This is a genomic window from Caulobacter sp. GW821-FHT10E02, assembly GCF_059415225.1.
Map to the genome: position 1 here is coordinate 1,436,802 of NZ_JBWKMV010000001.1, position 20,700 is coordinate 1,457,501.

General features: G+C 67.9%; 18 protein-coding genes. 3 read left to right on the forward strand and 15 right to left on the reverse strand.

Annotation, left to right across the window (positions count from 1 at the left end):
• Positions 1 to 347: 347 nt before the first annotated feature.
• Positions 348 to 1,841: a putative 2OG-Fe(II) oxygenase gene (locus AC07NI_RS06440; RefSeq protein WP_494616866.1), complete on the forward strand. Its 1,494-nt coding sequence runs from the start codon at positions 348 to 350 to the stop codon at positions 1,839 to 1,841.
• Positions 1,842 to 1,958: 117 nt separating this feature from the next.
• Here AC07NI_RS06440 and AC07NI_RS06445 read toward each other — a convergent pair whose 3' ends face one another.
• A complete protein-coding gene (locus AC07NI_RS06445) occupies positions 1,959 to 4,826 on the reverse strand; it encodes a TonB-dependent receptor domain-containing protein (RefSeq protein WP_494616869.1) in 2,868 nt (955 codons plus the stop codon).
• 649 nt (positions 4,827 to 5,475) lie between these two features.
• Here AC07NI_RS06445 and AC07NI_RS06450 point away from each other — a divergent pair.
• Both AC07NI_RS06450 and AC07NI_RS06455 read left to right on the forward strand, forming a co-directional pair.
• On the forward strand, positions 5,476 to 6,210 hold the full coding sequence (locus tag AC07NI_RS06450) for a 2OG-Fe(II) oxygenase family protein (RefSeq protein ID WP_494616870.1): 735 nt from the start codon (positions 5,476 to 5,478) through the stop codon (positions 6,208 to 6,210).
• A 23-nt stretch (positions 6,211 to 6,233) separates the two neighbouring features.
• Positions 6,234 to 6,743, forward strand: a complete 510-nt coding sequence (locus AC07NI_RS06455) for a hypothetical protein (protein WP_494616874.1) — start codon at positions 6,234 to 6,236, stop codon at positions 6,741 to 6,743.
• On the opposite strand, the gene AC07NI_RS06460 is transcribed toward AC07NI_RS06455, so the two are convergent.
• From AC07NI_RS06460 to tmk, 14 genes are all read right to left on the reverse strand, one after another.
• Complete coding sequence (locus tag AC07NI_RS06460; RefSeq protein WP_494616878.1) at positions 6,740 to 7,435, reverse strand: winged helix-turn-helix domain-containing protein; 696 nt, start codon at positions 7,433 to 7,435, stop codon at positions 6,740 to 6,742. The two genes, AC07NI_RS06455 and AC07NI_RS06460, sit on opposite strands and share 4 nt — an antisense overlap.
• Before the next feature lie 8 nt (positions 7,436 to 7,443).
• The gene (locus AC07NI_RS06465) at positions 7,444 to 10,029 is read right to left on the reverse strand and encodes a DUF4118 domain-containing protein (protein ID WP_494618296.1); all 2,586 of its coding nucleotides are present in this window, start codon (positions 10,027 to 10,029) and stop codon (positions 7,444 to 7,446) included.
• 108 nt (positions 10,030 to 10,137) lie between these two features.
• Positions 10,138 to 10,716 (reverse strand): potassium-transporting ATPase subunit KdpC, encoded by a 579-nt coding sequence (kdpC, locus tag AC07NI_RS06470; RefSeq protein ID WP_494616881.1) that lies wholly within the window; start codon positions 10,714 to 10,716, stop codon positions 10,138 to 10,140.
• 12 nt (positions 10,717 to 10,728) lie between these two features.
• Positions 10,729 to 11,421: a TorF family putative porin gene (locus AC07NI_RS06475; protein ID WP_494616883.1), complete on the reverse strand. Its 693-nt coding sequence runs from the start codon at positions 11,419 to 11,421 to the stop codon at positions 10,729 to 10,731.
• 107 nt (positions 11,422 to 11,528) lie between these two features.
• On the reverse strand, positions 11,529 to 13,589 hold the full coding sequence (gene kdpB / locus AC07NI_RS06480) for a potassium-transporting ATPase subunit KdpB (protein ID WP_494616888.1): 2,061 nt from the start codon (positions 13,587 to 13,589) through the stop codon (positions 11,529 to 11,531).
• A gap of 18 nt (positions 13,590 to 13,607) precedes the next feature.
• Positions 13,608 to 15,317 carry a potassium-transporting ATPase subunit KdpA gene (gene kdpA, locus AC07NI_RS06485; protein WP_494616893.1) on the reverse strand — a complete coding sequence of 570 codons (1,710 nt, stop codon included), beginning with the start codon at positions 15,315 to 15,317 and terminating at the stop codon, positions 13,608 to 13,610.
• A gap of 13 nt (positions 15,318 to 15,330) precedes the next feature.
• Positions 15,331 to 15,423 carry a potassium-transporting ATPase subunit F gene (locus AC07NI_RS06490; protein WP_143324376.1) on the reverse strand — a complete coding sequence of 31 codons (93 nt, stop codon included), beginning with the start codon at positions 15,421 to 15,423 and terminating at the stop codon, positions 15,331 to 15,333.
• A 182-nt stretch (positions 15,424 to 15,605) separates the two neighbouring features.
• A complete protein-coding gene (locus AC07NI_RS06495; protein WP_494616898.1) occupies positions 15,606 to 16,196 on the reverse strand; it encodes an AidA/PixA family protein in 591 nt (196 codons plus the stop codon).
• A gap of 80 nt (positions 16,197 to 16,276) precedes the next feature.
• Positions 16,277 to 16,786 (reverse strand): inclusion body family protein, encoded by a 510-nt coding sequence (locus AC07NI_RS06500; protein ID WP_494616902.1) that lies wholly within the window; start codon positions 16,784 to 16,786, stop codon positions 16,277 to 16,279.
• 261 nt (positions 16,787 to 17,047) lie between these two features.
• Complete coding sequence (locus AC07NI_RS06505) at positions 17,048 to 17,269, reverse strand: hypothetical protein (RefSeq protein ID WP_494616908.1); 222 nt, start codon at positions 17,267 to 17,269, stop codon at positions 17,048 to 17,050.
• Positions 17,270 to 17,482: 213 nt separating this feature from the next.
• A complete protein-coding gene (locus AC07NI_RS06510; RefSeq protein ID WP_494616911.1) occupies positions 17,483 to 18,286 on the reverse strand; it encodes an MBL fold metallo-hydrolase in 804 nt (267 codons plus the stop codon).
• A complete protein-coding gene (locus tag AC07NI_RS06515) occupies positions 18,283 to 19,071 on the reverse strand; it encodes a TatD family hydrolase (RefSeq protein WP_494616913.1) in 789 nt (262 codons plus the stop codon). Before AC07NI_RS06515 ends, AC07NI_RS06510 begins: the two co-directional genes overlap by 4 nt.
• Positions 19,068 to 20,069 (reverse strand): DNA polymerase III subunit delta', encoded by a 1,002-nt coding sequence (locus tag AC07NI_RS06520; protein WP_494616916.1) that lies wholly within the window; start codon positions 20,067 to 20,069, stop codon positions 19,068 to 19,070. The genes AC07NI_RS06515 and AC07NI_RS06520 overlap by 4 nt, the downstream gene beginning before the upstream one ends.
• Positions 20,069 to 20,695, reverse strand: coding sequence for a dTMP kinase (gene tmk, locus AC07NI_RS06525; RefSeq protein WP_494616920.1), 627 nt, complete (start codon positions 20,693 to 20,695; stop codon positions 20,069 to 20,071). The genes AC07NI_RS06520 and tmk overlap by 1 nt, the downstream gene beginning before the upstream one ends.
• Positions 20,696 to 20,700: the final 5 nt, after the last annotated feature.

Sequence of the window (20,700 nt, forward strand, 5' to 3'; positions counted from 1 at the left end):
GCGAAAGTAACGCTCCGGCGCAATCAACGTTCAGATCGAGTTGCGCGAGATTGGTCGGGCTGCTTCGAACGGATGGCCGTCGCCGTGCTCGCGGATCAGGCGCCAGGCGCCGCGACACCGTCCACTGACGGCGAGCTCCCACTCACGCCAAACAAGGACCGCTCACGGGCTGGCGCATCACAGCGCCACGATCCGCCGCTGTCGACGCAGGGGCGGCTCCCAATTCCGGCCCACCTGGCCGCGCTGAGATATTTATCGTCTAAGATATATTATCGGAAATATCGATTAGCACTATGAACGGTCCGGTGGTCTTTCTAATATTACAGCTTCGTAATTCGGCACGGCTCATGACCGACACACTGACCCAGAAAGCCTGGTTTCTCATCGACAACGGCGACGCCGCCGAAGCTTCGAGTCTGACACAATTCGCGGCGCAGGCCAGCGGCGCGACGCCGAGCCTGCTGATGGCGCACGCCGCCGCGCTAAAGGCCCTGGGCCGCGTCAGCGACGCCGTGGCGTTCAATCGCCGCGCCGTGATGCGTTCGCCGTCGGATCGCTTCGCCTGGTACAATTTGGCCGCCACGCTGGGCGATCTGAACATCGACGCCGAGGCCGAAGCCGCCGCGCGCCGGACGCTGGCGCTGGGCCTGGACGCGCCCGAGGTCTGGCTGGTGCTGGGCAAGGCGCTGCAAGGCCTGCGGCGGTACGACGACGCCGAAAAGGCCTTCACAACCGCCCTGGCGCGCCGTCCCAACTACGCGGCCGCGCATCTGGACCTGGCCCAACTGCGCTGGATGCGCTCGGGACGCCAGGATCAGGCGCTGGCCGTGCTGGAGGCCGCGCTGCGACAGCATCCAGGCGATGCCGGGCTGTGGCTGATCAAGAGCACGGTGCTGACCTTCGCCGGCGATCACACGGCCGCCGATACGGCGCTGGAAGACGCGCTGCAACGCGCGCCGAACGACGTCCTGCTGCTCCTGGCCGCCGCCCGCGCGGCCGGCGCAGTCGGCGACGCCCAGCGGATGCTGACCCACGTCCAGGTGGCCGAGCGCATGGCGCCCGCCGCGCCCGAGGTGCACGCCGTGCTCTGCGAGGCCCTGCTGGCCACCGGCCAAGCGCAGGCTGCCGCGCAGATCGCCGAGCGGCTGCTCGCGGCCACGCCGCTGGACCAGTACGCTTTGGCGCTGCGCAACACCGCCTGGCGGTTGACGCAGGATCCGCGCCTGGCGCCGTTCAGCGATCACGACCAGCTGGTCCGCGCCTATCGCCTGGAGACGCCGGACGGCTGGCCCGATCTGGAGGCCTTCCTGGAGGCGCTGCGCACGCGGCTGCTGGAGCTGCACGACCTGAAGACCCATCCGCTGCAGCAGTCGCTGCGCGGCGGCACCCAGGTGCCGTCACTGGATCGGTCCGAGGACCCGCTGGTGCGGGCGTTCTTCGCTTCGGCCCGCAAGGCGGTGGCGCGCTACGTCGAGGACCTGGGTCCCGGCGATGATCCGATCCGCGCGCGGCGCTCGGCCGATTTCGAGTTCGCCGGCGGCTGGTCGGTGCGCCTGCGGTCGGACGGCTTCCACGCCGATCACGTCCACCCGAAGGGCTGGATCTCGTCGGCCTTCTATCTGGACCTGCCGCCGGCGGTCGACGACGGCGAGGCCCGTGAGGGCTGGCTGCAGTTCGGTCGGCCGGGGGCGCCGACATCCCCTGCCCTGGCCGCCGAGCACATGGTCAAGCCCGAGCGCGGGACGCTGGTGCTTTTTCCGTCGTGCTTCTGGCACGGCACGCGACCGTTCTCCGACCCCGGCCACCGGTTGACCATGGCCTTCGACATCGTGCCGCGCTGAGCTTCAAGCGGCAAAGAGCTGAAATCAAACACAAAAAGGCCCGCCTCGAGTGATCGAGGCGGGCCTTCTCGCGAGAGGTCCCCTCCCCGGCGCGAACGCCGGAGAGGGTCGTATCTCCTAGTAGCGCAGGCGGGCGTTGATGAAGAACATCCGGCCCAGGACGTCGTAAGCGGCGGGATAACCGCTGTTCGACGGCGAGGCGTTGCCGCCCAGGATCGGATAGGACTCTTGCGTCAGGTTGCGCACGCCGGCCGTGAAGGCGACGTTGTCGTTGATGCTCCAGTCGCCCGACAGATCCCAGTAGTTCTTCGCGCCGATACGCTCGACGGTGTAGACCGTGCCCGGAGCGTCGTCGTTGACGTCGTCCAGGTGGCTCCAAACCAGGTTCACGCCGAACTGGTCCTTGGTCCAGTTCATGGTCGAACGCAGCTTGTGGCGCGGGGTCGGGTTGCCGCAGCGCGTGCCGAACTTGTCGGCGCACTTCACCGGGGCCGAGATCTCGTCCGGCGTCGTGGTCGAGTCCCAGGTGTTGGTGTACAGCGAGCGGAAGGTCAGCGAGCCCCAATCCGGCAGACCCAGGTTTTCCATGGTCGTGCGATAGGTCACGCCGACGTCGAAGCCGGCCGTGGTGATCGTGGCGACGTTCTGCGCGGTGAGCGAAACGAAGTCGATCGAGCCGTTGGCGAGGCGACGGATCGCCTGGCAGTACGGCGAGCTCGGGTTACCGTTGACCAGCGTGCCGTAGCACACGTTCATCACGTTCGACGCGCTGCCGCCGAAGGAGGCGATAGCGTCGTTGATCTTGATGTCGAAGTAGTCGGCGGTCATCGAGAAGCCCGGCAGCCACGACGGCGTGTAGGCGAAGCCGGCCGTGAAGGTCTTGCCTTCTTCCGGACGCAGGTTCGGGTTGCCGCCCGACAGGGTCTGGGTCTGCTGGTTGGCGTTGATCAGACCGACGACGCTGGCCGCGACGCCCGAGTTGATACAGGCCTGACGGATCTGGGCGTTAGGAGCGCCACGGGCCGAGCAGGGGTCGGTAGCGGTCGGGAAGCCGTTCGATTGCGGAGCGTACAGGTCGCCGATCGACGGAGCGCGGATCGCCTTGTTGTACGAAGCGCGCAGCATCAGGTCGTCGAACACCTTCCACGAACCGGCGACCTTCCAGGTCTTAACCGGGTGCGGTTGGCCCGTGTAGTCCGACGTACGGCCGGCCAGTTCCAGGTCCAGCGCCTTGATCAGCGGCAGGTCCTTCAGCAGCGGAACCAGGACTTCGGCGTAGCCTTCGTAGACGTCGAAGCGACCCGAGACCGGCGGGCTGGCGTTGAAGCCCGTCAGGTTGCCGGTGGCCAGATCCTGGCTGGGCAGGAAGGCGAACTCTTCCGCACGGTATTCAGCGCCGACGGCGAAGCCGATCGGGCCGGCCGGCAGCGAGAACATGTTCGCCGTGTCGCCGTTGATGTTAAAGCCGGCGTACTGCTGCTCATAGTCTTGCGACGAGTTGATGCGGGTCTTGATGAATTCCGCAGCAGCCTTCGAGATGTTGCCTTGGCCGAACAGGTTGATCGGCACGCAGCCGCCCGACGGATCCAAGCAGCCGGTGCCGGCGGCGTTCAGCAGCAGGGCTTGCTGGATGCGAGCCAGGCTGGTGTCGCCGATCAGCGAGTTGCTGCCGTGCGTGTTGCCGTACTGGTAGTAGACGTCGAAGCCACCGTTGATGGCCGAGATGTCACCCTTCACGCCCAGCTGCATCTGGTAGCCGAAGAAGTTGAACTTCGAGATACGCGGGCCGACTTCGCTCAGGCGGCGGTTGAACACGCCGGTGACGGTGTCGAAGATGCCGTTGCCGTTCGCGTCGAGGTCGGTGAACGTGCCGGCCGTCCACGAGCTCGAGGCCGGGATGGTGTAGGCGGTCGACGAACCCAGGCTGTTCAGAGCTTGCTTAGCAGCCGCGGTCAGGAAGGGGTTGTTGTCCAGCGAGAAGCGGAACGTACGGCTGCCGACCGGGGTCGCCGCCAGCTGGGTCACGACCTGGCTGTTGACGAAGTTGCCCTTGGCGTAGGCCGTCAGGCCCGGCTTGATTTCGTAGCTAGCCATCGACGTGACCGAGAAGCGCTCTTGCGGCGTCTGGACGTAGTTGGTCGGCGCGAAGTTGTAGGTGTCGGTGGCCGAGTTGTAGAGGCGGACGTTGCCGTCCGTCAGGAACAGCGCGGCGTTGGCGGCGTTGTTGGCCACGCCCGGCAGGGTGATGAACTTGCCGGCGACGAAGGCGCCGACTTGACCCGGCTCGTTCGAACCCGAACCCGACGGCACGAGGCCAGTCTTGGTCGCGTTGTCACCCCAGGCCGTGCTCAGCATGCCGCCGCGCTTGGCTTGGGTCAGGGCTTCACGCTTGTTGTAGCCCAGGCTCAGGACGACGTTGCCCTTACGATCGGCGAAGTTGGCGCCGATGGTCAGGTCCGACGAATAGATCGGGGCTTCGCCCTTGTCGGTGTCCTGATAGCCGGCCGTGAATTCCAGGCCTTCGAAGTCGTTCTTCAGCACGAAGTTCACAACGCCGGCGACGGCGTCCGAACCGTAAACGGCCGAACCGCCGCCCGACACGACGTCGATGCGCTTGATCAGGGCCGGCGGGATCAGGTTCAGGTCGACGCTGCCGCCCTGGGTGGTCGGGGTCTGGCGCTTGCCATCCACCAGCACCAGGGTGCGGTTCGAGCCGAGGCCGCGCAGGTTGACCGTGGCGGTGCCGTTGCTGCCGTTGTTGACGGTCGAGGTGATGCCCGGAACGGCCTGCGGCAGGGTGTTCAGCAGGTTTTCGGTGTTCACCACGCCCGATTGCTTGAGCTCCTGGGCGCCAACCTGGGCGACCGGGCTCGAGGAGGTCAGGTCGGGACGCGCGATGCGCGAACCAGTGACGACGATTTCTTCGACCTGAGCCGACTCATCCGGAGTCGCTTGTTGCGCCCAGGCGCCAGCCGCCGGCAGCATGAAACCGCAAAGGATCGAGGACGCCAGCAGGCGCTTTCTACGGGTCGCTACACTAAACAAATTCCACCTCCAAAACTTATACGCCGCGCCCTGCGGATGGGCATGCGACGCTCCCCCGTCCCCCCTGGAACCGGGATTTGCGAGCAAGAGTGGAATTCGACGACCCTTGGTCAATTAGTCCCAGGGGCGAAATGCCCAGGAAATTTCCACCTGTGACCCAAATGTGACGCACCTGACACAGGGCCAGATGGCCGGTTGGTCAAGTTTGTGTATTTTCAACGAGATGGAGGTGGGTGACTTCGTTGCGACATCGCAATGTCGTATAAAATCTACGAAGTAATCGACCGGTAATCGACGTTTTCGCCCTAATCAAACGACGTTGCCGATACAGATCACCCCCCATGAACAGGCCGGAAAAAGTTACTTCCGAAACTCATTTCGAGGCGATGGTATGCTACGAAGCGCGACCTGAGAACGTCGTTTTGCCGACAATATTCGTCTTTCGACTTGAGACGCACGCATACCTGCGACAAGTCGCCCCAGGTAAATGGCGATTGCGCCACAGGGGCAGTTGCACGGGGACGAAAAGCACCTCTTGAATAAAATCCGAGCAAATCCATGCTCGCGAAGCAGTACCGACGAGTCCGACATGCCCACGCACCCTCCCCTCAGAATCAACGGCGACCTGGCGGTCGAGACGTTCGCGACGCGGTTCGCGCGCGATGGGTTCGTGCAGATCCCGGTCTTCCTGACGCCAGCCGACGCCGAGGATGTCGCCAGGACCATGGAGGGCCTGACCTGGAGCATCGTCGCGCCGGACGAGACCCTGGAAACGCTGGTCATCACGCCTGAGGTCATCAAGAAATTCGGCGAGGCCCAGGTCCGTCAGTTCCTGCAAAGTGCGCTCAAGCGCGCGGCGAAGGGCTTTTCCTTCGTGCACATGTCCTATGCCTTGCAGGACGAATATCTGCGCAGCACCGAGGCGCCGATCCATCGCGCGACGCAGTTTCTGCAGAGCGAGGACTTCCTGGACTTCGGCCGCCGGGTGATCGGCGCGCCGGACGTGATGGGCGTGCGGGCCCAGGCGTCCTATTATCGCGCTGGCGACTTCCTCACCCTGCACGACGACAGCCACCGCAAGGACACGCGTCTGGCCGCCTTCACCCTGGGCTTCACCCGCCAGTGGCGCGCCGACTGGGGCGGCCAGCTGCTGTTCCACGACGCCGAGGGCAACGTGACGCGCGGCTTCAAGCCGGAGTTCAACGTGCTGACCCTGTTCAAGGTGCCCACGGCCCACTCGGTGGCCCAGGTCGCCTCCTATGCCGACGCCAAGCGACTGTCGCTGACCGGATGGCTGCTGGGCGACGCGCCAAAAGCCGCCTAAGCTCGGCCGCGTAAGGAGTCCCGATGACCAAGCTGCTGCTCGCCGCCGCCATGACCCTGATGGCCGCCCCCGCCTTCGCCGCCGAACCCGCCGAGCCGGCGGTGATCGCCGCGCTGAAGGCCTGCCGCGCCATCACCGCCGACGCCGAGCGGCTGGCCTGCTACGACAAGGCCACGCAGTCGGTGACCAAGGCCCAGGAGAGCGGCGAGGTCATCATCATCGACAAGCAGACCGCCCGCGCCGCCCGGCGCCAGGCGTTCGGCCTGGAACTGCCGACGCTGTCGATCCTGGAAAAGGGCGTCGACAAGGCCGAGACCGAGAAGCTGCAGTCCGTGGTCAAGAGCGCCCGCGTCGACGCCGAGCAGCGGCTGGTCGTCACGCTGGAAGACGGCGCGGTCTGGCGCCAGATCGACGATACGCCGGTGGGCAAGCCGCCCAAGGCCGGCGACACGATCGAGGTCAAGAAGGCGTCGATGGGCAGCTACATGATGAAGATCGGCAGCCAGCCAGCCATCCGCGTCCGCCGCAGCTAGGCCCCGTCGTCCACGAAGCGGTAGCCGACGCCCGGCTCGGTCTGCAGCAGCTTGGGCGAGGCCGGGTCGGCCTCCAGCTTCTGACGCAGCTGGCCGACGAAGACGCGCAGGTACTGGGTGTCCTGCGCGTGGGCGGGACCCCAGACGGCCGTCAGCAGCTCCTTGTGGGTCAGCACCTTGCCGTGCCCCTGGGCCAGGCGCACCAGCACGTCGTATTCGCGCGGCGACAGCTTCACGGCCTCGCCGGCGCGGGTGACGCGGCGCTTTTCCAGATCGATCTCGACATCGCCGGCGCGGATCGGACCGCTGGGCGCCTGGGCGCGGCCGGCCTGGCGCATGGCGGCGCGCAGGCGGGCCAGCAGTTCGCCGACCCCGAACGGCTTCTCGACATAGTCGTTGGCGCCCCGGTCTAGAGCCTCGATCTTCTCGATCTCGCGGTCGCGGGCCGACAGGATCAGGATCGGGCCGTCGTAGAACGCCCTCGCCTTCTCCAGCACCTCCTTGCCGTCCATGTCGGGCAGGCCAAGGTCCAGCACCACGGCGTCTGGCGACCACAGAGCGATGCCGCGCAGGCCCTCCTGGCCGCCGTCCGCGCGCAGCGGCTCGTAGCCGGCCGCGTCCAGAGCGGGACCCAGGAAGCGATGGATCTGCGGCTCGTCGTCGATGACGAGGATGCGCTGTCGCGAACTCATGGCGCTGGTCATAGCAGATCACGCGGCGTGGCGATGGTCTTGGGCAGGCTGATCAGCATCCGGGTGCCGCGTCCGTCGTGGATCGGGCTGGCGGCGGCGATCCGGCCGCCCATGGCGTCGACGAAGCCTTTGGCGATGGCCAAGCCCAGGCCGGCGCCCTGGTGGCGGTCGCTAGGCTCCTCCATGCGGCGGAACTTGTCGAAGATCCGCTCCAGCTCGGCGGGCGGCACGCCCCTGCCCTCGTCCTCGACGCTGATCACGACATTGCCGCGATCCTCATAGGCCGCCAGTTCGATCCGACTGCCCGCCTCGCTGTAGGTGATGGCGTTTTCCAGAATATTGACAATGACTTGCTCCAGAAGGCTCGCGTCAGCCTGGACCAAGGTCAGGGAGGTCGGATAGTCCCGCGCCAGGGTCCGCCCGCCGAGGCGACGGGTCACCCGCTCGCCGGCGGCGTTGAGCACGTCGCGCACGTCGACCCAGTCGGTGCGCAGCTTCAAGCCCCCGCCTTCCAGCCGGGTCATGTCCAGCAGGTTGGCGACGTAGCGGCTGAGCCGCTCGGCCTCCTCGCGGATGCTGACCAGCAGGTCGTCGCGCACGGCCTTCTTCATCTTGTCGCCGTAGTCGAGCAGCGTGCTGGACGCGCCCAATACCGTGGACAGCGGCGTGCGTAGGTCGTGGCTGACCGAGTTCATCAGGGCCGAACGGAAGCGGTCGGCGCGGCGCAAAGTCTCCGTCTCCAGCGCCTCGGAGGCCAGTTGCGAGCGCTCCAGCGCCACGGCGCCCTGCTCCAGCAGCGCCAGGACTAGCCGCTCCAGCTCCGAGCCCGGCGGAGCCGCTCCAGCCTCGATCCCCGCCACGCCGGTGCGAGCGCGCACGCCCTGCAGCGGCCAGAAGGTCCAGCGGGCTTGAGGCAGGGTGCCGGTGCCGAAGCCGGCGGCCTCCCCCTTCTCCCAGGCCCAGCGGGCGGCGGCCATCTGGGCGGCGTCGAGCGCCTCCAGGTTGGGCGCGCCGGCGACGGGCGCGAGCTCTTCGCCCTGCGGCAGTAGCACCAGCGAGCGCCCGCCGGCCGCGGCGGCGACCTGCTCGGCCAGGGCCCGCGCGACGGCGTCTTTGCCAGAGGCCGCCGAAAGCGTGCGGCTAGCGGCCAGCAAGGTGGCGACGGCGGCGGCGCGACGCTGCGAGCCCAGGGCCTGGTCGCGGACCCGGCCCGCCAGGCCGCCGGACGCCAGGGCCACGGCCCAGAACACCACTAAGGTGATGAAGTCGGTCGGAGCGCCGATCGCCAGGCTGTAGCGCGGCTCCAGGAACAGGTAGTTGTAGATGAAGAACGCCACGGTCGCGGCGACCAGCGCCGGCCGTAGGCCGTGCAGCACCCCAGCGGCCAGCACGGCGGCCAGGAAGATCATTCCCAGATCGACGTGGTCGAAGACGACGTCCAGGCCCCAGGCGCTCAGCGTGGCGGCCAGGACGAACAGCGCCCCGACCGCATAGCCCTGCCAGGCGCCCAGCCCGAACGGCTTGGCCGGTTTCGGCTCGCGCTCGTGGCTGGCCTCGGTGACCACGTGCACCGCCACGCCGCGCGCCTCGCGCAGCAGGGCCGAGGCCAGCGACCGGCCCAGGCGCTCGCGCCAATAGCTCTCGACCGTCTTGCCGATGACGATCTGGGTGACGTTGCTGCGCCGGGCATAGGCCATGACGGTCGCGACGATGTCGCCGCCGGTCAGGGCCACGGTCGTGCCGCCCAGTTGCTCGGCCAGCCTATAAGCCTCGCCAAGCCGCGCGGCGCTGCCCGCCCCGGCCACCGGCCGGTCGGTGCGCTCGACGTGGGCCACGATCCACGGCGCGTCCATCATCATGTCCGACAGCCGGCGGCCCGCGCGAACCAGCGAGCCAGCCATGGCGTCGCCGCTGACCAGGACGAGGATCCGCTCGCCGGCCGCCCAGGGACCTTCGACACCCTTCTCGCGCATGGCGGCGACCAGCTGGTCATCGACCGTCTGGGCCGCGCGACGCAGGGCCAGTTCGCGCAGGGCGGTGAGGTTCTCGACCTTGAAGAAATTGTCCGCCGCCAGCCGCGCGGTCTCGGGGACATAGACCTTGCCGGCCGCCATCCGCTCGCGCAGTTCCTCGGGCGTGATGTCCACCAGTTCGATGGAGTCGGCGCGCGACAGGGCGCTGTCGGGCACGGTCTCGCGCTGGCGCACGCCGGTGATGCGCAGGATGACCTCGACCAGGCTCTCCAGGTGCTGGACGTTCAGGGTGGTCCAGACATCGACGCCGGCGTCCAGCAACTCCTCGACGTCCTGCCAGCGCTTGGGATGGCGCGAGCCGGGGGCGTTGGAGTGAGCGTACTCATCGACCAGCAGCACCTTGGGCTTGCGCGCCAGGGCCTCGTCGATGTCGAACTCCATCAGCACGTTGCCGCGATGCTCGATCGACTTGCGCGGCAGGACCTCCATGCCGCGCAGCAGGCTCTCGGTCTCGCGGCGGCCGTGGGTCTCGACGACACCGATCAGGACATCGACGCCCTCGGCCTTCCGACGGCGGGCGGCGCGCAGCATCTCGTAGGTCTTGCCCACGCCCGGGGCCATGCCCAGAAACACCTTGAGGCGCCCCCGGCGCGCCTTGTTGGCGGCGGCCAGGAGCGCCTCGGGATCGGGACGCCCAGGTTCGGTTTGGGAGCGATCCTCGGTTGGCAACTAGCCGTCCTTCGGGAAACGCGCGTCGAGCGCCCGGTTGACGGCCAGGACGTTCACCGCCGGCTGGCCGATGAAGCCCAGTAGCGGCGCTTTGGTCTGGGCGTCAATCACGGCCTGGACCTCGCCCACAGGGACCTGACGGGCCTTGGCGATGCGCGGCGCCTGGAAGCGGGCGTTGGCCGGCGAGACGTCCGGATCCAGGCCCGAGCCCGAGGTGGTGACCGCGTCGGCCGGAATGGCCACGCCGGGGTTTTCGGCCCGCAGCGCCTTGGCGTCGGTGGTCTCGCGCTCGATCAGCTTGTCGTTCAGCGGACCCATGTTCGAGCCGCTGGAGGCCGAGGCGTCGTAGCCGTTGCCGGCCGCCGACGGACGCGGATGCAGGTACTCAGGCTTGCTGAAGCCCTGGGCGATCAGGGACGAGCCGATGACCGTCCCCTTGGCGTCGCGGACCAGGCTGCCGTTGGCCTGGGCCGGGAACGCCGCCTGGGCGACGCCGGTCACGGCCAGCGGATAGGCCAGGCCCAGCAGCGCGGTGAAGAGGCCCATGGAAACCAGGGCCGGACGAAGATGCGAAAGCATGGCGGCGTCTCCTTAGAAGGCGGCCTTGAGCGAGATGACGCCGCGGCTGCCGTACAGCTTGCCGAAGGTGTGTTCGCCGGTGTCGTGGTAGCGCAGGTCCAGGGTCAGCTTGTCGCTGATGGCGTAGGCCGCGCCGAGGTTCCAGGTCGTGTAGTCGCCGGTTCCCTTGTAGGTCTGGCGACCGACGGCGGCGGAGACCGACAGCTTGTCCACGATCGGATAGCTGCCGTTCAGCTCGTAATAGACGGCCTCGTCGGCGGCGCCGAAGCTGTCGGGGCTGTAGAACACCGCAGCCCCCAGGGCGCCCTTGCCGGCCGGGATCGAGCCGGCGGCCTTGAACTCGACATTGCCGTAGTCGGCGCCCTTCGGCGCACCGGCATAGCCGTAATAGATCACGCCGAAGTCCAGCGAGGCCGGGCCCAGGGTCGGCTTGTAGCCGGCATAGAGGTCGATCTCCGCATCGGTCTTGTCGCCGAAGTCGACGTTCGAGGCCCAGGTCCCGGCGTAGAACTTGCCGGCGGCCAGGTCGACGCCGCCGAACAGCTGGGCGTTCTCGTTGGTCTGCGAAACACCGCGGAACACGTAGTCCGAGGCGACGCCGACATTGTAGCTCAGCTTCGGGGCGTCCTGAGCCTGCGCGACGCCGGCCGAGAGGGCCAGGGCCGAGGCGGCGGCGAGAACACGGAAAGCGAACTGGGAGGTCATTGGAGGGGTTCTTTCAGAGGAAGATAGTTAGGCGGACCAGGCCGCCAGGAAGAGGATCCCGATCGCGACGACGCCGAAGATCAGGTCTTTCACGATCGGGTCCCGCATCAGGCCAGGCCCAGGGCCGAGATGACCATGTCGATCAGCTTGATGCCGACGAACGGGGCGATCAGGCCGCCCAGGCCGTAGACGGTCAGGTTGCGCGACAGGAGCTTGCCGGCGCCGATGGCGCGGTACTTCACGCCTTTGAGGGCCAGCGGGATCAGCGCCGCGATGATCAGGGCGTTGAAGATCACCGCCGACAGGATGGCGCTCTGCGGGCTGTGCAGATGCATCACGTTCAGCGCGCCCAGGGCCGGCAGCGCCACCACGAACATCGCCGGGATGATGGCGAAGTACTTGGCCACGTCGTTGGCGATCGAGAAGGTCGTCAGCGCGCCGCGGGTGATCAGCATCTGCTTGCCGACCTCGACAATCTCGATGACCTTGGTGGGATCGCTGTCCAGATCGACCATGTTGCCGGCCTCGCGGGCGGCCTGGGCGCCGGTCTGCATGGCCACGCCGACATCGGCCTGAGCCAGGGCCGGGGCGTCGTTGGCGCCGTCGCCGCACATGGCGACCAGACGGCCTTTCGCCTGCTCGTCGCGCATCAGGCGCAGCTTGTCCTCCGGCGTGGCCTCGGCGAGGAAGTCGTCGACGCCGGCTTCCGAAGCAATGGCCGCGGCGGTCACCGGGTTGTCGCCGGTGATCATCACGGTGCGCAGGCCCATGCGGCGCAGGTCGGCGAAGCGGGCCTTCACGCCGGGCTTCACGACGTCCTTCAGGTGGATGACGCCGACCAGGGCGCCGTCCTCGCTGACGGCCAGGGGCGTGCCGCCCGAGCGGGCGATACGATCCACGGCGGCGGCGACCTCGGCCGGGACGGCCTTGGGATCCAGGGCCAGCGAACGGTAGACGGCGTCGACCGCGCCCTTGCGCCAGCTACGGCCATCGGCGTCCAGGCCCGACTGGCGGGTCGTGGCGCTGAAGGCGATGGCGGTGGCGCCGGCCGGAGCCTCGACCACGACGCCCTGGTTGCGGCCCAGCTCGATGATCGAGCGGCCTTCCGGGGTCTCGTCGGCCATGGAGGCCATCAGGGCGGCGCGCAGGGCGACGTCGGGACGGACGCCGGGAGCCGGGATCACTTCGGTGGCCATGCGGTTGCCGAAGGTGATGGTGCCGGTCTTGTCCAGCAGCAGGGTGTCGACGTCGCCGGCCGCTTCCACGGCCCGGCCCGAGGTGGCCAGGACGTTGACCTTCAGCAGGCGGTCCATGCCGGCGATGCCGACTGCGGACAGGAGTCCGCCAATGGTCGTTGGAATAAGCGTGATGAACAGCGCGCCCAGCACGATCGGGTCCAGGTTGACGCCCGAGAACTTACCCAGGCCCAGCAGGGTGACGACCGCGATCAGGAAGATCAGGGTCAGACCCGCCAGCAGCACGGCCAGGGCGATCTCGTTCGGCGTCTTGCGACGGTCCGCGCCCTCGACCATGGCGATCATGCGGTCGAGGAAGGTCGAGCCCGGCGCGGCGGTGACGCGGATCTTCAGCCAGTCCGAGACCACCGTGGTGCCGCCGGTGACGGCCGAGCGGTCGCCGCCGCTTTCGCGGATGACCGGGGCGCTCTCACCGGTGATGGCGGCTTCGTTGACGCTGGCCACGCCCTCGATGATCTCGCCGTCGGTCGGGATGACGTCGCCGGCCTCGACCAGGACGATCTCCCCTACCCCCAGCTTGTGGGCCGGGGTCGGGACCCAGGTCCCGGTCTTCGGGTCGACGATCAGCTTGGCCTTGGTGGTGACGCGGGCGGCGCGCAGGCTGTCGGCCGCGGCCTTGCCCCGCCCTTCGGCGACGCTCTCGGCTAGGTTGGCGAACAGCACCGTGGCCCAGAGCCACAGGGCGACCTGGATGGCGAAGCCCGCCGACTGGTGGGCGGCGATGGCCGCGACCGCCGAGACGGTCGACAGCAGGGCCACGATCCAGGTGGCGAAGATCACCGGGTTGCTGGTCAGCTTGCGCGGATCCAGCTTCACGAAGCTGTCCTTGGCCGCGCGGGCCAGGACCGCCCCGGAGAGGCCGCCGGCGATGGAGCGACGCCCCTCGCCGGCATGGGTTTCAACGGTTGTCATAGGAGTGATCCCTTTGGATCAGTGGCCGGCCACGAAGGCGAGCGCTTGGAAGTGCTCGACGATCGGACCCAGGGCCAGAGCGGGGAAGAATTGCAGGCCGCCGAGGATCAGGATCACCCCGATCAGGAGGCCGACGAAGAGACCGCCGTGCGTGGGCAGCGTGCCGGCCGACGGGGCCAGCTTGGGCTTGGCCGCCAGGGCGCCGGCGATGGCCAGCACCGCGATGATCGGCGGGAAGCGGCCCAGCATCATGGAGACGCCCAGGGTCGTGTCCCACCACGGCGCGTTGGCGGTCAGACCAGCGAACGCCGAGCCGTTGTTGGCCGTGGCCGAGGTGTAGGCGTAGAGGATCTCCGACAGGCCGTGCGGCCCCGAGTGCATCAGGCCCTTCAAGGCTTCCGGCAACACCGCGGCGATGGCGGCGAAGCCCAGGGTCGAGACCGGGATGGCCAGGACCGCCAAGATCGATAGCTTCACTTCGCGAGCCTCGATCTTCTTGCCCATGTATTCGGGCGTGCGGCCCACCATCAGACCGGCGACGAACACGGCCAGGATGGCCATGACCACCATGACGGCGATGCCCGAGCCGATGCCGCCGGGCAGGATCTCGCCCAGGTGCATCAGGAACATCGCCATGCCGCCGCCCAGCGGCATCAGGCTGGAGTGCATGCCGTTGACCGAACCGTTCGAGGCGCCGGTCGTCGCGGCGGCCCAAGCGGCCGTGGCGGGCGCGCCGAAGCGGACCTCCTTGCCTTCCATGTTGACCGTCGTCTCGACACCGGCGGCCAGTTGGGCCGGAGGCGTACGGGTCTCGGTGGCGTAGATCGTCGCCGCGCCAGCGAACAGCAGTACGGAGGCGGCGATCACGAGGGCGCGGATGTCCTTCTTGGCGAAGGCGCTACGACCGAAAGCGAAGAAGGCGGCCCAGCCCAGCACGTTGATCGAGATCGCGGTGATCAGGTTAGTCAGCGCCGTCGGGTTCTCGAACGGGTGCGCGGAGTTGGCGTTGAAGATGCCGCCGCCGTTGATGCCCAGCATCTTGACCGCTTCCTGCGAAGCCACGGCGTAGAGCGAGATCTTCTGCTCGGCGCCTTCCATCGTATGGGCCAGGACACCCGCTGACAGGGTCTGGGGAATGCCCAGGGCGACCAGCAGCACGGCCACGACGAACGAGACCGGCAGCAGCACGTAGAGCGTGGTGCGGATCAGATCGGCCCAGAAGTTGCCGACGCCTTCGCCCTTGTTGGCCGTGAAGGCCCGCGCCAGGGCGGCCGCCACCGTCGCGCCGGTCGCGGCCGAGACGAAGTTCTGGGTGGTCAGCACCAGCATCTGGCTGAGCGTCGACATGGTCGTCTCGCCCGCATAGCTTTGCCAGTTGGTGTTGGTGACGAAGCTGATGGCGGTGTTGAACGCCAGGTGGCCCGACAGGCCCGGGAAGCCTTGCGGGTTCAGCGGCAGTACGCCCTGCAGGCGCAGGACGGCGTAGGTGATGATGAAGCCGATCAGGTTGAAGGCCAGCAGCGCGGCGGCATAGCCGTGCCAGGTCTGGCTCTTCTTCGGATCAATGCCGCAGGCGGTGTAGAAGAAGGCCTCGAACGGCTTCATCACCGGATCGAGCCAGGTGCGTTCGCCATTCCAGACGCGCGACATGAAAACGCCCAGCGGCCAGCCAATCGCGACCGCCAGGCCAAGCGTGAGGGCGATCTCCGCCCACCCTTGCCAATTCATAGGAGTATGTCCGTCAGAACTTGTCGGGTCGCAGCATCGCCGCGACCATGTAGCCGGCGACGACGATCGCCCCGGCGGCCCACAGGAAGTTCACGAGCATGGTCACACGCGCCTCAGCGCGGCGGCGAAAGCGCCGAACAGGGCGAACAGGCCAAGCGCCAGCGCCCCAAAGATAAGATCAGCCATAAGGGCCTCCTTTGTTGGAGGCCTTGGACCATGTGCGAGCGTAAGGGCTCTATGTCGAAGCTGGGCCGCCCCATAAGGGCGGCATAAAGATCGCCGGCGGCGCTAGGTTTCCGACGGCTTGTCAGGCGTCACGTCCGGATCCGGCGGGTCCGCCGATGGATCCTCTGGCGGCTCGATCGGTTCATCGCGCGCGGCCAGGACCAACGTCGCGTTCCATGAGAAATAGCCCAGCGTCGTCAGCGTCGAGTGCTGGCGGTCGACGATGTAGAAGTCCAGCCGGGTGATCTGCTCTCCCAAGGCCCTGATCGGCGTGGTCAGGTGATAGTCGTACTGCGGTTCGACTGAATATTCCGTCGGCGACTGGCTGTCCGGAACGGGCTGAGGCACCTCGTTCGAGACCGCCAGGGCCGGGCCGGTGGAACGGACGCCGTCGGCGTGGTCGATCCGGTAGATGATCACGCTCTGGTCGGCGTCGCCGGACAGGGTCAGGCCGCGCCAGGCCAGGGCGTCTTCGCGCTCGCAAGGCAGGACCAGGCGGCGTCCGCCCATCGGGCCGAGGGCGTTGGCGGCGATCAGATAGACCGCCTTTTCCGGCGCCGGGGTCGGCTGCTCGGGGTCTTGGCTGGGGTCTTGGGTCTCGGTCAGGATGAACTGGGTGTCGAAGACGGCGGTCACGTTCAGGGGCGAGCGCATGGCTGACGATCCGTTCGGAGGCGGCGCGCGAGGCGCCAAGGCCCGCCGTCGCCGGAGCGACGGCGGGAACAGGACAGGCTTCAGGACACCGTCAGGGTCGGATCCCAGTAGTAGTAGCCGATGGTCGTCAGGGTCGAGTGGTTGCGCTGCACGATGTAGAACCAGACCTGATAGCCCTCGGTCCCGTTCGTCGTGACGTTGGCGTTCAGGTAGTAGTCGTACTGCGAGGTCGGCGTGTACTGCACCGGATTGGCCGAATTCGGGATCGGCATGGTCGGGCTGGCGGTGATCGGCTGGATCGGCCCGGTCACCGCGGTGCCCGAGAACTTCACGATATTGTAGATGACCACGCTCTGATCGGAATTGCCCGACAGCGACTCCGAGCGCCAGCGGACGACGTCGCCGATGCTGGCCGAGACGTTCAGGTCGGCCGTGGCCTGGCCGCCCAGCACGTCGGAGGCCTGGGCGATCATGTACGCGTCCTGGTGGGCGATGCCGGTCGGAGCGTTCGAGTTCTGGCTGGGGTTAGGATACTTCGAGACGAGGGTCTCGGTGTCGAAAACAACATTGATGTCGATGATCTGGCTCATGGTTGTTCCCTTTGTCGCGCGGGGCGGCGCGCACGAGGGGGTCGTGCGGCCAACGTGCAAGGCGCGATCAATGCACGCTTAAGGGGACAATCATTCAAATACATCCATAGGTATGTGCCGATTCGCACATTGCACTCGGAACATGAGAAAAGACGGGTGGGCGATCGCGACACGAAAAAGCCCTCCCCGTTTCCGGAGAGGGCGTTGAACGTGCTTGCGCGACAGCGGCTCAAGCCGCTGCCGCCTAATGGCCTCGGGACTTCAGGCCGCGACGCTCTTGGCGGCCGTCCGGGCGTCCAGCGCCGCGAGCTTGGCCAGGATGCGGTCCAGCGTCGAGCGCTTCACCGGCTTGCCGTCACGCAGCTTGGTCCAGGTGGTCTCGCTGATCGCATAGCAGTCGAACAGATGCTCGCGCGTCACCGCCGGCAGGCGCGAGCGGAGGCGCTGGAAGACATCGCGGGAAATGGTGACGGTTTCAGCCATGGGATGGTCTGGTCAGTGACGCTCGGGAAGGAGACCCTACCGCGTCCCTATGACGGTGTTGTTGAACGAGCTTATTTCAACGCTGTTACGTAGAGCCAAGTTTTCGCCAAACTCGGCAAAAGTTGCGACGAAGGGCACAAGTCGGCGCCCAAAACGCGCACGGGACTTCGAAGCGACGCAGTGGGAGAACTCCGGAGTGGTCCGGAAAGTTGCCTAGAGCGTGAAGCGCAGACCGTCGTAGCCCGCCTCGACGCCGGCCGGCAGGCGAGCGGTCAGGGCATTGTAATCCAGGTCGATGTGCAGGTTGGTCAGGATGGCGCGCTTGGGCTTGGCCTTGGCGATCCACTCCAGGGCCAGTTCGACGTGGGCGTGGGTCGGGTGCGGCGTCCAGCGCAACGCGTCGACGATCCAGACGTCGAGATCGGCCAGGTCCGCCCAGCTGCCGTCCGGGATGGCGCGGACGTCGGGGGTGTAGGCGACGCCGCCGAAGCGGTAGCCGACCGCGCGGATCTCGCCGTGGTCGACGTCGAAGGTGTGGACCGGGATCGCTCCCGAGGGGCCGTCGATCTCGAAGTCCTCGCCCAGCGGCGGGATCAGGCGCGGCTCCATGATCGCTGGATAGCCGCCGCGCGTCTTGAAGATGTACTCGAACCGCGTCAGCAGGCCGTCGTGCGTGGCCTGGTCCATCCAGGTCGGGATGCGCTGGCGCTGGTTCAGGAAGAACGGCCGCAGGTCGTCGATGCCGTGCGCCTGGTCGGCGTGGTCGTGGGTGTAGAGCGCCGCGTCGACCCGCTTCACGCCGGCCGTGGCGGTCTGCAGGCGCAGGTCCGGCGAGGTGTCGACGACGACGGTGGTCTCGTGCTGAGGCCCCTGCCCTAGTCTCCGCACCAGCAGCGAACAGCGCGAGCGGTGGTTCTTGGGCTCGGCCGGATCGCAGTCGCCCCAATTGCCGTCGGCGCGCGGGACCCCGCCTGAGGAGCCGGAGCCCAGGATCGTGAACTCCAGCGGTCCGGTCATGGACGAGGGATCCGGTCGAACAGGTTGAAGAAGGCGTCCTCGGTCCGCTGTTCGGTGTCGGCCCGGCTCCAGCCTCGAATCTCAGCCAGCTTGTCGTAGATATGCGGCAGATATGACGGCTCGTTGCGGCGGCCGCGCATCGGGATCGGGGCCAGGTACGGGCAGTCGGTCTCGACGATGATCTTGTCGGCCGGCATGTCGCGGATGACCTCGCGCACGTCCTCGGCCTGCTTGAACGTGGCGATGCCCGAGACCGAGAACCAGGCGCCCAAGGCCATGGCGCGGGCGGCGAGAGCCGGACCGCTGGTGTAGCAGTGCATCAGGATCTTGAACGGCCCGGCCGCGTGCTCCTCCTCCAGGATCTGGCCCATGACGTCGTCGGCCTCGCGGGTGTGGACCACCAGCGGCAGGCCGCTTTCACGCGCGGCGATGCAGTGCTGGCGGAACACGGCCGCCTGCACGTCGCGCGGCGACAGGTCGTAGTGGAAGTCCAGGCCGCACTCGCCGATGCCGATGACGCGCGGGCGCTGGGCCAGCTCGACCAGGCGGGCGGCGGTCAGCTCGGGGTCTTCCTTGGACTCGTGCGGGTGGGTGCCGACGGTGCACCAGATGTCCGGCTCGGCCATGGCGATGGCGTGCACCGCTTCGAACGAGCTGACCTTGTCGCAGATGGTGACCATCAGGCCGATGCCGGCCTCGCGAGCGCGGGCGATGACGGCGTCCTTGTCCTCGGCGAACTGGGGCGCGTGGAGATTCACATGGCTGTCGATGAGCATGCCGCTCAAATCGCCGTCTTGGCCGCCGCGCGCAAGTCCGAGATGACGCTCCAGAACACATCGGCGCGGTCGAGGTTCACGGCCTCGGCCTCGCCCGGCGCGTTGGTGAGGCGCTCCCACACCGTCGCCCAGCGGTCCAGGCCGGGCGAGTTCTTGCCGTCGCCGGCGACCTGGGTGGCGAAGATCCGCACCTGGTCGGCCATGCGCTCCATCAGGAGCTCGAACCGGGCCGCGCCCTCCGCGCCCCGGAAGGTGTCGGTCAGGGCCAGGACCGCGCCCTCGTCGATCTTGGGCAGGCCGCGCAGGATTTCGTTGGCCGCGTCATCCATCTCGATGGCCTTGGCGGCGGCCAGTTGCAGCGCCTTGCCCGGCGCGCCGTGGGCCATGCGGGCCAGGCGCTCGGCGTCGCGGCCGGACACATCGGCCATGCGCTCGACCATCTCGGCGGCGGCCGGCACGCCCGGCGCGGGCACCATCAGGCGCCGGCAACGCGAGCGGATAGTCGGCAGCAGCTTACCCGGCGCGTGGCTGATCAGCAGGATCACTCCGCGTGGCGGCGGCTCCTCCAGCGTCTTCAGCACGGCGTTGGCGGCGTTGACGTTCAGATCGTCGGCCGCGTCGATGATCGCCACGCGATAGGGCGAGACAGCCGGCGTGGTGGAAAAGAACTCCGGCAGCTGGCGGGCCTCGTCCACGGGGATCGACTTTCGCGCCTTGCCGTCGTCGGTCAGGCGCTCCAGCACCATCAGGTCGGGATGCGAGCGGGCGGCGACCTGGCGGCTGACAACATCCGACGGCGCCGCGCCCAGCAGGCCCATCGACGGATCGGGCCGCGCACCCAGCAGGCGGCGGGCCATGCGGTAGGCCAGGGTCGCCTTGCCCACGCCCTCGGGCCCGGTCAGCAGCCAGGCGTGGTGCAGCCGGCCGCGATCCAGCGCGTCGAGGAACGAGGCCTCGGCGGCCGATTGGCCTTCCAGGCCGTAGACGTCGCGCGGATGGGCCGGCATCAGAGCGCCAGCCGTTCGGCCACGGCGTCGGCGATGGCGGCGGTCACCGCGTCCAGCTCAGCGTCGGCGTCGATGACGACGCAGCGCTCGGGCTCGCGGCGGGCGATCTCCAGATAGCCGGCGCGCAGGCGCTGGTGGAAGTCCAGGCCCTTGGACTCGAACCGCGCCGCCCCGCCGCGCGCTTCGGCGCGGCTCAGGCCGACCTCGGCGGGCAGGTCCAGGATCAGGGTCAGGGTCGGGATCGTGCCGTTCAGCACGTGCTCTTCCATGGCCGCGATCAGGCTGGCCGGCGTTCCGCCGCCCGCCCCCTGATAGGCCCGGGTGGAATCGGCGAAGCGGTCGCACAGCACGACCTTGCCCTGCGCCAGCGCCGGACGGATCACCCGCTCCAGGTGGTCGCGGCGCGAGGCGTACATCAGCAGGGTCTCGGTGACCGGCGACCAGCGGTCGGCCGAACCGTTGACCAGCAGCTCGCGGATAGCCTCGGCGCCCGGGCTGCCGCCCGGCTCGCGAGTGACGACGACGTCATGGCCGGCCGCGCTCAGGCGCTCGGCTAGGCGGCGGATCTGGGTGGACTTGCCCGCCCCCTCCCCGCCTTCGAAACTGATGAAAGAACCCTGGGTCACCCGGC

Coding starts and splice junctions, on each gene's coding strand:
- kdpB (WP_494616888.1), bottom strand. CDS start 13,589: ATGACAACCGTTGAAACCCATGCCGGCGAGGGGCGTCGCTCCATCGCC.
- AC07NI_RS06520 (WP_494616916.1), bottom strand. CDS start 20,069: ATGCCGGCCCATCCGCGCGACGTCTACGGCCTGGAAGGCCAATCGGCC.
- AC07NI_RS06500 (WP_494616902.1), bottom strand. CDS start 16,786: ATGAGCCAGATCATCGACATCAATGTTGTTTTCGACACCGAGACCCTC.
- kdpA (WP_494616893.1), bottom strand. CDS start 15,317: ATGAATTGGCAAGGGTGGGCGGAGATCGCCCTCACGCTTGGCCTGGCG.
- AC07NI_RS06495 (WP_494616898.1), bottom strand. CDS start 16,196: ATGCGCTCGCCCCTGAACGTGACCGCCGTCTTCGACACCCAGTTCATC.
- AC07NI_RS06450 (WP_494616870.1), top strand. CDS start 5,476: ATGCCCACGCACCCTCCCCTCAGAATCAACGGCGACCTGGCGGTCGAG.
- AC07NI_RS06460 (WP_494616878.1), bottom strand. CDS start 7,435: ATGAGTTCGCGACAGCGCATCCTCGTCATCGACGACGAGCCGCAGATC.
- AC07NI_RS06510 (WP_494616911.1), bottom strand. CDS start 18,286: ATGACCGGACCGCTGGAGTTCACGATCCTGGGCTCCGGCTCCTCAGGC.
- AC07NI_RS06475 (WP_494616883.1), bottom strand. CDS start 11,421: ATGACCTCCCAGTTCGCTTTCCGTGTTCTCGCCGCCGCCTCGGCCCTG.
- AC07NI_RS06465 (WP_494618296.1), bottom strand. CDS start 10,029: ATGGCCCCGGGCGTGGGCAAGACCTACGAGATGCTGCGCGCCGCCCGC.
- AC07NI_RS06505 (WP_494616908.1), bottom strand. CDS start 17,269: ATGGCTGAAACCGTCACCATTTCCCGCGATGTCTTCCAGCGCCTCCGC.
- AC07NI_RS06440 (WP_494616866.1), top strand. CDS start 348: ATGACCGACACACTGACCCAGAAAGCCTGGTTTCTCATCGACAACGGC.
- AC07NI_RS06455 (WP_494616874.1), top strand. CDS start 6,234: ATGACCAAGCTGCTGCTCGCCGCCGCCATGACCCTGATGGCCGCCCCC.
- AC07NI_RS06445 (WP_494616869.1), bottom strand. CDS start 4,826: ATGCTGCCGGCGGCTGGCGCCTGGGCGCAACAAGCGACTCCGGATGAG.
- kdpC (WP_494616881.1), bottom strand. CDS start 10,716: ATGCTTTCGCATCTTCGTCCGGCCCTGGTTTCCATGGGCCTCTTCACC.